The organism is Streptomyces sp. MBT53 (genome assembly GCF_016654115.1).
In the GTDB taxonomy this organism is placed as follows: Bacteria; Actinomycetota; Actinomycetes; order Streptomycetales; family Streptomycetaceae; genus Streptomyces.
The window spans coordinates 1-11,035 of sequence record NZ_JAEQAZ010000249.1 but is presented as its reverse complement, the minus strand read 5'-3'; the positions used below and the strand labels follow the sequence as shown (position 1 = coordinate 11,035).

Genomic DNA, 11,035 nt, shown 5'->3' with positions numbered 1-11,035 from the left:
GCACCCACCCCACCCAACTCGACGTCGCCGGCGACCTGTTGACCCTCCTGCGCGACACCACCACCGAACCGCGCCCCGACAACCAGCTGGAGGCCCTGACCCTGGCCGTCGCGGCCGACCTCCCCGTGCTGCTGTGGGGCGAGCCGGGCATCGGCAAGACGGCGGCCCTGACCCAGCTCGCGGCAGCCCTGGACCTGCCGTTGACGACGGTGATCGCCAGCGTGCACGAGCCGTCCGACTTCTCCGGGCTGCCCGTCGTGGGCGACGACCCCGCCGAGCAGGGCGTCCCGATGGCCCCGCCGGACTGGGCCGTACGGCTCGTGCGGGCGGGCCGGGGGCTGCTGTTCCTGGACGAGCTGTCCACCGCGCCGCCCGCCGTACAGGCCGCGCTGCTGCGGCTGGTGCTGGAGCGGCGGATCGGAGCGCTCCAACTGCCGCCCGGGGTGCGGATCGTGGCCGCCGCCAACCCCCGGTCCTCGGCGGCCGACGGCTGGGAGCTGAGCCCGCCGCTCGCGAACCGGTTCGTGCACCTCCAGTGGACCCACGACCACGAGGTCGTCGTACGCGGACTCGGCGGCACCTGGCCCCGCGCGACCCTGCCGCGACTCGACCCGGAGAAGCTGCCCGGAGCCGTCGACTACGCGCGCCGCGCGGTGTGCGGGCTGCTCACCGGCCGACCCAAGCTGGTCCACCAGCTGCCCAGCAGCGAGACCCGGCGGGGCGGCGCCTGGCCCTCGCCCCGGAGCTGGGAGATGGCCGTGTGCCTGATCGCGTTCGCGACCGCGGCCGGCTCTTCCCGGGAGGTGCTGTCCCTGCTGGCCAGGGGCACGGTCGGGGACGGCCCCGGTCTAGAACTGCTGGCCGCCGTGGACCGGATGGACCTCCCCGACCCCGAGACGTTCCTCGCCGATCCGACCGCCGGTGAGCTGCCCGAGCGCGGGGATCTGCGCCAGGCCGTCCTCGACGGCGTGGTGGCCGCGGTCCGTAACCGTCCCGACCGGGCCCGCTGGGACGCGGCCTGGGCGCTCCTGGTCCGGGCGCTGGAGACCGGTGCCCCCGACCTGGTCGTCGTCCCCGCGACCACCCTCGCCTCGCTGCGCCGGGAGGACTGGGACGTACCCGAGTCCATCGAGGAACTGGCCGGAGTGGTCGCCCTGTCGCAACGGGCGGACCGCGCCGCCGCGACCGTGAAGGGTGGCCGATGAAGCCGGACCCGGCCACGGACCTCGACCTCGACAAGCTCTTCGCCGCCCGCTTCTACGCGGCCCGCGTCCGCCCCTACCTGGCCACCGCCCTGTTCGCCCTGCACACCGTCGCGTCACGGCAGGTGCCGACGATGGCCGTCGACCGGCACTGGCGCTGCTATGTCTCGCCGGGGTTCGTGGACCGGATGCCGGTCGAGGACCTGGCCGGCGTCTGGGTCCACGAGGTCTCCCACCTGCTGCGCGACCACCACGGGCGCAGCGACCGCCTCGCCCGCGAACGCGGACTGACCGGCCCGGGGGAGCGGCTGCGGATGAACATCGCCGCCGACATGGAGATCAACGACGACGCGTACGGCGAGGGCCTGGTCATTCCCGAAGGCGCGGTCCAGCCGGGGTCGTTGGGGCTGCCCACGGGGAACCTGATGGAGGACTATCTCCGCTGGTTCCGACTCGGCCCACGCACCCAGGCGTTGGCGTGGCTGGACTGCGGCAGCGGTGCCGACGGGCTCGACCGGGGCTGGGAGCTGGGCCCGGACGGCGCGCACGGGCTCAGCGAGCAGCAGCGCGACGCGGTCCGCTTCCGGGTGGCACAGGGCATCACCGGCCGCCCGGGCAGCGCCCCGAGCGGGTGGCGGCGGTGGGCCGAGGAGGCCTTCCATCCGCCGCAGCCCTGGCGGGAGTTGCTGGGTGCCGCGGTCCGCTCGGTGGTCTCCGCTCCCGGCGCGGGCGAGGACTACAGCTACGGCAGGCCCTCGCGCCGCTCGGCCGGACTGCCCGGCGTGGTGCTGCCGAGCCTGCGCCGCCGCCCGCCCCGGGTCTGCGTGGTCATCGACACCTCCGGGTCGGTCAGCGACGCCGAGCTGGGCAGCGCGCTCCTCGAAGTGGCCGCGATCTCAAGGGCGGTCGGCGGCCGCCGCGACCTGGTCACCGTGGTGCCCTGCGACGCGGCGGCCCGCGTCGCGCAACCGCTGTGCCGCGCGGAGGGCATCGAACTGCTGGGCGGCGGCGGGACGGATCTGCGCACCGGCTTCGCCAAGGCGCTGCGCACCCGGCCCGACGCCGTCGTGGTCCTCACCGACGGCCAGACCCCCTGGCCGGAACGGCGACCGTCGTGCCGGACGGTGGTCGGCCTCTTCCCGCGCCGGCACGAGACCGGGACGTACGCCGAGGACGACCCCGACTACGTGCCGGACACCCCGCCCGACTGGGCCCGCGTCGTCGAGATCGGGTCCGCCCCCGTCTCCCGCTGAGCACGCAGGGAGACGGACTTCCCGGCGAACGGCGCCTCCTGGAGCTCAAGCACCCACACGTCGTTCACCCCTTCCCGCAGCACGGGCCCGGGGACGTACAGCTCCCGCTGCGGCCCGGCCGACCAGTACCGCCCCAGGTTGAACCCGTTGACCCACACGAACCCCCGCGTCCAGCCCGGCAGTTCGAGTACGGCGTCCCCGGCGCCCCGCACCTCGACGGTGCCCCGGTACAGGCCGGGGGAGTCGCCCGGGGGCAGTGCCCCCAGAGGGATGCCCTCGACGTCGTCCAGGGAGTCCAGCGCGTCCAGGCGCAGTCCACGCGCGCGTACGTCGTGGAGGTACTGCCGTTCGTGCAGCAGGCCCCCGGTGATGCCCTTCGGCTCCCCGAGCCGGGGCCCGTAGTTGGCCCTCCCCAGGGACTCCACCCACAGCTCCACGCGCGCGTGCCCGGCGACGGGCTCCTTGAGCTGCTCGTCGCCCTCCATGAGGATCCCGGCCCGCTCGCCGTCGACGTAGACCACCGCGAGGTCCCGCAGCCCCCGCGCGGTGAGCGGATAGGGGGCGCGCGGTCCCGGCACGGTCACCTCGTAGCGGACGAGTCCGCGGTCGACGTCCAACTCCTCGAAGGTGGGCGGGACCGGGCCCGCGGACTCCGGTCCGCCGCGTGCCTCCAGTACATCGCTCAAGGATGCCCAGCCGGTCAGGCTCGCCTCGACCGGGTGGGCCAACACGGGCGGTGCGGGCGGGAGTTCGGGCAGCGGGGCGTCGGCGTACTCGGCGAACACCTCGCGCAGGCGCCAGAACTTCTCCGTGGGGCGCCCGTACTCGTCGATCGGGGCGTCGTAGTCGTAGGACGTCACATCGGGCTCCAACGGGCCCTCGTGCAGGGCTCCGCCGCCCCGGTTGGCGCCCGCCCAGCCGGCGAAGTTGGTGCCGCCGTGCGCCATGTAGACGTTGACCGACGCGCCGCACTCCAGGATCTCCCGCAGGGCGGACGCCGCGTCCCCGGCGTCACGGACGACGTGCTCGCCGCCCCAGTGGTCGAACCAGCCGCACCAGAACTCCATGCACATCAGGGGCCCTTCGGAACGGAAGGCGCGCAGCGTCTCGAAGGCCACGCGCGCGTGGGACCCGAAATTCACCGTCGCCAGCACACCGGGAAGGGAACCGCCGCCCAGCATGTGGTCCTCGGGACCGTCCGAGGTGCACAGCGCGACCGCGACCCCCTGGTCCCGCAACAGCGCCTCCACCTGCCGCAGATAGGCCGCGTCGGAGCCGTAGCTGCCGTACTCGTTCTCCACCTGCACCATGATCACCGGGCCGCCGCGGTCCAGCTGGCGGGGCACGACCTCGGCCAGCAGCCGGCCGAACCAGCGCTCCAGGTGCCCCAGGAAGCCTGCGTCACGGGTACGCGCGCGTGGCCCCAGCTCGCCCGTCAGCCAGTGCGGGAGCCCGCCGTTCTCCCACTCCGCGCAGATGTACGGCCCCGGGCGCACGATCGCCCACAGGCCCGCCTCCCGGGCCGCGTCCAGGAACCGGCCCAGCGCCGCCACGTCCCGGAACTCGCCCGGCGCCGGCTCGTGCAGGTTCCACGGGACGTACGTCTCCACGCAGTTGAGGCCCATCGCCCGCAGCATCGCCAGCCGGTGCCCCCAGTGCGCCTCGTGCACCCGGAAGTAGTGCAGCGCCCCGGACAACAGCCGCACCGGCCGCCCGTCCAGCAGAAAGTCCCTGTCGCCCACGGTGAACTCGCTCATGCCCCGACTCTCTCCCCTTGGCGGCGATCACGTCCATGGACAAAGATCGCCACTACTTGGACCGAGCATTGTGTGAACCGGGCAATGCGTGAGGGGGCGCGGATGTACCACACCTGGATGCGGTTCTTCACGCCCACACCCGCCCACCACCGCCTCGGCCTCGCCTGCCTCGGCGTCGGCCTCCAGTACGGCGAACTGCCCACGGTCGGCCCCCGCACCCTCGACCACCACGTGGCCGTCGTGATCAGCGCGGGCGGCGGCTGGTACCTCACCCCGGACGGACGCCGTACGACCGTCACCGCGCCCGCCCTGCTGTGGCTCACCCCCGGAGTGCCGCACCACTACGCGCCCGACCCCGGCGCCGGCTGGGACGAGGGGTTCGTCGACTTCACCGGGCCCGCCACGGCGACGTACACCGAACTCGGCTACATCGAGCCGGAGCGGCCCGTGGTGGCCCTCTCGGACGCGAGCGGGCCCCGCGCGGTCATCGGGCGCATGGCCCGCGCCGCGCGCCGCGGAAACCCCCTCCTGGAGGTGGAGACCGGGGCCGCCGTCCATGAGCTGCTGGTGGCCCTGCGCCGGGCCCGCGCCGACCTCGCCCCGGACGGCGACCCGGTCCTCCAGGCCCTCGCCCGCGACGCCTGTCTGCCGCTGACCGTCGCCGACCACGCGGCCCGGCACGGCATGACCCCCGCCGCCCTGCGCGCCGCCGTCCGCCGGGGCGCCGGCTGCAGCCCCAAGGACTACCTCCTGGGCATCCGCCTGGGGCGCGCGAAGGAACTCCTCGCCGCCACCGAACTCCCGGTCGCGGCCGTGGCCCGCCGCGTCGGCTACGACGACCCCGCCTACTTCTCCCGCCTGTTCACCCGCCGCGTCGGCATGCCCCCCGTCCGCTTCCGCGCCCAGCAGGGCCGTACCGTCCCCGGAGGCTGGAGCGACCAGGTGCCCGATCCCGCCGATCCGCCGACGATCGGGTGGGCGCACTCCACGTAGGGTGGTCGCCCATGACCACCAGCAACAACGGACCCGGTGACGTCGACCCCGCCGTGCGCGAGGAACTGGCCAGGCTGCGCGACAGCATCGACAACATCGACGCGGCCGTCGTCCACATGCTCGCCGAACGCTTCAAGGCCACCCAGCAGGTCGGCTTCCTCAAGGCCACCCACCGGCTGCCGCCCGCCGACCCGGCCCGCGAGGCCCGCCAGATCGAGCGCCTGCGCACCCTGGCCGAGAACGCCAAACTGGACCCGGCGTTCGCCGAGAAGTTCCTCAACTTCATCATCGCCGAGGTGATCCGCCACCACGAGCGCATCGCCGAGGACGCCGTGAACGGCGGTTCACCCACGGCGAACTGAGCCCGCCGGACCCGTAAGGGGCGTGACACAGGGGTGTGTTCGGGGCGATGCTGCGCTGTGCACCTGCATGTGCACTCCTTGTCAGCCGACGGGCACACCCCGTCAGCGCCTGCGTCATAAGCTGGTCGTCCCACGCGGGAGGGACCTCGGGTCATGCCGTCGGATGCCAGGATCCTCATCGTCGACGACCATGAGGACACGCTGTACGCGCTGGAGAGCGCCCTCGCACCCCTGGGCTACCGGCTCGCCCGCGCCACCAGCGGCGACGAGGCCCTCAAGCAGGTGCTCCGCGGCCAGGTCGGCCTGCTCCTGCTCGACGTACGGATGCCCGGCGTCAGCGGCCTCGACGTGGTCCGCTATCTGCGCCGCCTCGAACAGACCCAGCACATCCCCGTGGTTCTCCTCACCGGCTTCGGCCTCGACCCCGAACTGACCGCCACCGCCTTCGGCCTCGGCGTCGCCGACCTCATCACCAAACCCGTCGACCCCTGGACCCTGCGCACCAAGATCCGCTACCTCTACGACGCCCACCAGCGCCACCTGGCCCTGGAGCGGGAACTCCGCGAACTGCGCGCCCTCCTCAAGGAGCCCCGGGAATCCCGCCCCGCCCTGCCCCACCCCGACGCGCGCGTGCCCTACCAGCGCGACCCCCAGAACACCGCCACCACCACTGAACGGACATAGGCCGCGTACCGGACCTGCCCTGTGCCATGTCAGTGCCATCAGGCAGCATGTCCACCATGTCCGTACTGACGCGCGACGAAGCGCAGACCCGTGCCAGGCTCCTCGACGTCCACCGCTACACGATCGAACTCGATCTGACGACGGGCGAAGACACCTTCGACTCCCGCACCGTCATCGCGTTCACCGCTCGTGCCGACGCGGACACCTTCGTCGAACTCAAGCCCGCCGAGCTGCGCTCCGTCACCCTCGACGGACACCCCCTCGACCCGGAACAACTCGTCGAGAACCGGCTCCCGCTGCCCGCCCTCACCGCCGGCGAGCACGAACTGCGCGTCGACGCGAGCATGCGCTACTCCCGCACCGGCGAGGGCATGCACCGCTTCACGGACCCCACCGACGGCGAGACCTACCTCTACACCCAGCTGTTCATGGACGACGTCCAGCGCGTCTTCGCCGCCTTCGACCAGCCCGACCTCAAGGCCGTCTTCGACCTCACCGTCACCGCCCCCGAAGGCTGGACCGTCCTCGCCAACGGCATCACCGAACACCTCGGCGAAGGCCGCTGGCAGGCCGCCACCACCCCCCTCGTCTCCACCTACCTCGTGGCGGTCGCCGCGGGCCCCTGGCACTCGATCCGCACCGAACACCGGGGCCTGCCCTTCGGCATCCACTGCCGCCGCTCCCTGGCCCCCCACCTCGACGCGGACGCCGAGGAGATCCTCGACATCACCCGCCAGTGCTACGACCGCTACCACGAGAAGTTCGAGGAGCCCTACCCCTTCGACTCCTACGACCAGGCATTCGTCCCCGAGTTCAACGCGGGCGCCATGGAGAACCCCGGCCTGGTCACCTTCCGCGACGAGTTCATCTACCGCTCCGCCGTCACCGACACCGAGCGCCAGACCCGCGGCATGGTCATCGCCCACGAGATGGCCCACATGTGGTTCGGCGACCTCGTCACCCTCCAGTGGTGGGACGACATCTGGCTGAATGAGTCCTTCGCCGAGTACATGGGCTACCAGACCCTCACCGAAGCCACCCGCTTCACCGACACCTGGACCGACTTCGGCGTCGTCCGCAAGGCCTGGGGCTACGACGCCGACCAGCGCCCCTCCACCCACCCCGTGGCCCCCGAGAACGTCGACGACACCGCCTCCGCCCTCCTCAACTTCGACGGCATCTCCTACGCCAAGGGCGCCTCCGCACTACGGCAGTTGGTGGCCTGGCTCGGCGAGAAGGACTTCCTCGCCGGCATCAACACCCACTTCGCCCGCCACAAGTTCGCCAACGCCACCCTCGCCGACTTCATCGACTCCCTCGCCTCCGGCACCGAACGCGACGTCCACGCCTGGGCGGACGTATGGCTGCGCACGACGGGCGTCGACACCCTCACGCCCACCACCACCCGCGCCGACGACGGCACCCACACCCTCACCGTCGACCGCGCCGGCAGCCGCCCCCACCGCATCGCCGTCGGCCTCTACGACCAGGACCTCGGCGACACCGGCCGCCTCGTCCTGCGTGAACGCCTCGACCTCGACATCCCGCAGAGCGACCCCCAGGCCCTCGGCAAGCGCCCCGCACTGCTCCTCCTCAACGACGGCGACCTCACCTACGCCAAGGTCCGCTTCGACCCCGGCTCCTTCGAAACCGTCCGCACCAGCCTCTCCGGCCTCCCCGAACCGCTCACCCGCGCGGTCGTCTGGAACGCCCTGCGCGACGCGGTCCGCGACGGCGAACTCCCCGCCTCCGCCTACCTGGACGCCGCCCGCGCCCACCTCCCGCACGAGACGGACCTCGCCCTCGTCCAGGGCGTCCTCGCCTTCGCCTCCGCCCAGATCGCCGGCCGCTACCTCACCCCCGAGGACCGCCCGGCCGCCCTCACCACCCTCACCGCCCTGTGCCGCGACCTCATCCGCCGCACCGAGGACGGCTCCGACCCCGGCCTGCGCCTCATCGCCGTACGCCACTTCATCGACGTCGCCGCCCACCCCGACACCATCGCCGCCTGGCTCACCGAGGGCACCGTGCCCGGCGGCCCCGAACTCGACCCCGAGCTGCGCTGGCGCGTCCTGTCCCGCCTCGCCGTCCTCGGCGCCACCGAAGAGACCGCGATCGCCGCCGAGTTGGCGCGGGACCCGTCCGCCACGGGCCAGGAAGGCGCCGCCCGCTGCCGCGCCGCCCTGCCCGACCCCGAGGCCAAACGCACGGCCTGGGACGCGATGTTCACCACCGACGACCTCTCCAACTACCTCTTCACCGCCACCGCCCAGGGCTTCTGGCAACCCGAACAGGCCGATCTCGTAAAGGAGTACGTGCCCCGCTTCTACGAGGACGCGGTCACCCTCGCCGCCCGCCGGGGCCCCGCCATCGCCGAAGCCGCAGGCCGCTGGGCCTTCCCCACCCACGCCGTCGACCCCGAAACCCTCCGCCTCGGCGAGGAATGCCTCCGCGACGCCGACCTCATCCCGGCCCTGCGCCGCAAGCTCGTCGACCAACTCGACGACCTCGCAAGGGCGTTGAAGGTACGGGAGGCGTAGGACCCGGGCCCTACTCCGTCACGGGCACGCCTCGTCCCTGCCGACGACGCGGCGGGCTGATCGTCCTTCCTAGGCTCGATGCCACCAAGGACGATCAGCCCCAGGAGGAACCCGTGATCGTAGTGACAGGCGCCACCGGCAACGTCGGCCGCGCACTGGTGGAACGCCTCACCGCCGCCGGCCGACCCGTGCGGGCGCTGACACGCGACCCCCAGCGGGCCGGATTACCCCGGCAGGCCGAGGTCGTCCGCCACCAACTCGACGACCCCGCCGCCCTGTTCACCGGCGCGACCCAGCTCTTCCTGAACCTCCAGGCCACCGGCGACACGATCCCGGCACTGCTCGACGCGGCCCGCGCGGCCGGCGTCCGGCACGTCGTCATGCTCTCCTCCGGCATCATCCGCGAGGGCGCCGACACCAGCCACCCCATCCACGTCTGGCACACCAAGGCCGAACAACAGGTACGCGACAGCGGCCTCGCGGCCACCGTCCTGCGGCCCAACGCCTTCGCGACCAACGCCCTCCAGTGGGCCCCGCAGATCCGCGCGGGCGACACCGTACGCGGCCCCTTCGCCGACGGCGTCTCGGCACCGATCCACGAGGACGACATCGCCGCCGTCGCCGAACGCGCCCTCCTCGACCCCGGCCACGAAGGAGCGGCCCACCGCCTCACCGGCCCCGAACCGGTCACCACGGCCCAGCAGATCACCGCGATCGGCCACGCCGTCGGCCGCGACCTGCGCTTCGACGAGATCCCCGTGGACGAGGTCGGCCCCGAACTCTTCCCCCACGTACCCCCGGAGATGCTCCCCGGCCTCCTCAGGGCCTTCGGCGGAAGCGTCGGCACGACACCGGAGATCACCACCACGGTGGAAGACATCACCGGCGTACCGGCCCGCCCGTTCAGCACCTGGGCGAAGGACCACGCCGACGACTTCCGGTGACCCTCCCACACCGCTCACACAACACTTTCGGGTTCTGATCGTTGTTCTTCCCGGGCGCGTCGACTCATCCAGGTACAAGCTGGAACCACCCCTGCCCCGCGCCCCGGAGGACAGCCCATGAGCAACGCGCCCCTCGCCTCAGGCGCCGAAGGCCCCGACGCCCTACGGCCGTTGCTCGACACCGTCCTCGACGCGCTGGGCACCGGACGCCGCGCACGAGGCGGACCGTTCCCCGCCGGCGGCCCCGACGCGGTCGCCGCCCGCATGCGGGACGCCGTAGGGGACGTACTCCCCGAAGAAGGCGACCCGACCGCCCTGCGCACCCTCGTGCACGCCCTCGCCGAAGGCGCCGCCGACCCCGCCGAACCGCTGTGCGCGGCCCACCTGCACTGCCCGCCGCTCGCCGTCAGCGCCGCCGCCGACCTCGCCGTCAGCGCGCTCAACCCCTCCCTGGACTCCTGGGACCAGGCCCCCGCCGCCTCCGCCCTCGAAGCCCTCGTGACCCGCACCCTCGCCCACGAGATCGGCCTCGCCGACGCCCTCGTCACCAGCGGCGGCACCGAAGCCAACCAACTCGCCCTGCTGCTCGCCCGCGAAGCCCACGGCGGCACAGTCCAGTTGGTCTGCGGAAGCAACGCCCACCACTCCCTGCCCCGCGCCGCCTGGCTCCTCGGCCTGCCCGACCCCGTCGTCGTCCCCGCGCCCGCCGGCACCCTCGACCCCGCCGCCCTCGACGAAGCCCTCACCGCACTCCCGGGCCCGCGCGGCTCCGTCCTGGTCGCCGCCACCGCCGGCACCACCGACGCCGGACTCATCGACCCGCTCCCCGAGATCGCCGGCCTCTGCGCCGCCCACGGCGCCCGCCTCCACATCGACGCCGCCTACGGCGGAGGCCTCGTCTTCAGCGACCGCCACCGCGACAAACTCGCCGGCCTCGACCGCGCCCACACCGTCACCCTCGACCTGCACAAACTCGGCTGGCAGCCCGTCGCCGCCGGCCTCCTCGCCGTACGCCACCCCCGCGACCTCGCCGCCCTCACCCAGCGCGCCGACTACCTCAACGCCGACGACGACACCGAAGCCGGCCTCCCCGACCTCCTCGGCCGCTCCATGCGCACCACCCGACGCCCCGACGTCCTCAAACTCGCCGTCACCCTGAAAACCCTCGGCCGCACCGGACTCGGCGCCCTCGTCGACCAAGTCTGCGCCCGCGCACGGGAGTTCGCCGCGATGGTCCACAACCACCCCGGCTTCGAGCTCTACGACCCGCCCGTCATCAGCACCGTCCTGTTCCGGCCCG

General features: G+C 73.1%; 9 protein-coding genes. 8 read left to right on the top strand and 1 reads right to left on the bottom strand.

The genetic code is table 11. The features are described 5' to 3' along the window. Both JHN45_RS46165 and JHN45_RS46160 read left to right on the top strand, forming a co-directional pair. Nucleotides 1–1,205 (top strand): AAA family ATPase (locus JHN45_RS46165; RefSeq protein ID WP_236584834.1); only part of this gene is annotated, 1,205 nt, incomplete at its 5' end. Continuing rightward, nucleotides 1,202–2,455, top strand: coding sequence for a VWA-like domain-containing protein (locus tag JHN45_RS46160; protein ID WP_201055398.1), 1,254 nt, complete (start codon nucleotides 1,202–1,204; stop codon nucleotides 2,453–2,455). The genes JHN45_RS46165 and JHN45_RS46160, both read left to right, overlap by 4 nt. Here JHN45_RS46160 and JHN45_RS46155 read toward each other — a convergent pair. Beyond that, on the bottom strand, nucleotides 2,386–4,212 hold the full coding sequence (locus JHN45_RS46155) for a beta-galactosidase family protein (protein WP_201055396.1): 1,827 nt from the start codon (nucleotides 4,210–4,212) through the stop codon (nucleotides 2,386–2,388). The two genes, JHN45_RS46160 and JHN45_RS46155, sit on opposite strands and share 70 nt — an antisense overlap. Nucleotides 4,213–4,314: 102 nt before the next feature. Here JHN45_RS46155 and JHN45_RS46150 point away from each other — a divergent pair, with 102 nt between their 5' ends. From JHN45_RS46150 to JHN45_RS46125, 6 genes are all read left to right on the top strand, one after another. Next, nucleotides 4,315–5,205, top strand: coding sequence for an AraC family transcriptional regulator (locus JHN45_RS46150; protein ID WP_201055394.1), 891 nt, complete (start codon nucleotides 4,315–4,317; stop codon nucleotides 5,203–5,205). Between the two features lie 11 nt (nucleotides 5,206–5,216). Beyond that, nucleotides 5,217–5,567, top strand: coding sequence for a chorismate mutase (locus JHN45_RS46145; RefSeq protein WP_200715980.1), 351 nt, complete (start codon nucleotides 5,217–5,219; stop codon nucleotides 5,565–5,567). Between the two features lie 153 nt (nucleotides 5,568–5,720). Continuing rightward, nucleotides 5,721–6,251 (top strand): two-component system response regulator, encoded by a 531-nt coding sequence (locus JHN45_RS46140; RefSeq protein ID WP_201055393.1) that lies wholly within the window; start codon nucleotides 5,721–5,723, stop codon nucleotides 6,249–6,251. A gap of 56 nt (nucleotides 6,252–6,307) precedes the next feature. After that, nucleotides 6,308–8,791: an aminopeptidase N gene (gene pepN, locus JHN45_RS46135; RefSeq protein ID WP_201055390.1), complete on the top strand. Its 2,484-nt coding sequence runs from the start codon at nucleotides 6,308–6,310 to the stop codon at nucleotides 8,789–8,791. A 113-nt stretch (nucleotides 8,792–8,904) separates the two neighbouring features. Continuing rightward, nucleotides 8,905–9,735, top strand: coding sequence for an NAD(P)H-binding protein (locus JHN45_RS46130; RefSeq protein ID WP_201055388.1), 831 nt, complete (start codon nucleotides 8,905–8,907; stop codon nucleotides 9,733–9,735). A gap of 117 nt (nucleotides 9,736–9,852) precedes the next feature. Beyond that, nucleotides 9,853–11,035 (top strand): aminotransferase class V-fold PLP-dependent enzyme (locus JHN45_RS46125; RefSeq protein ID WP_201055386.1); only part of this gene is annotated, 1,183 nt, incomplete at its 3' end.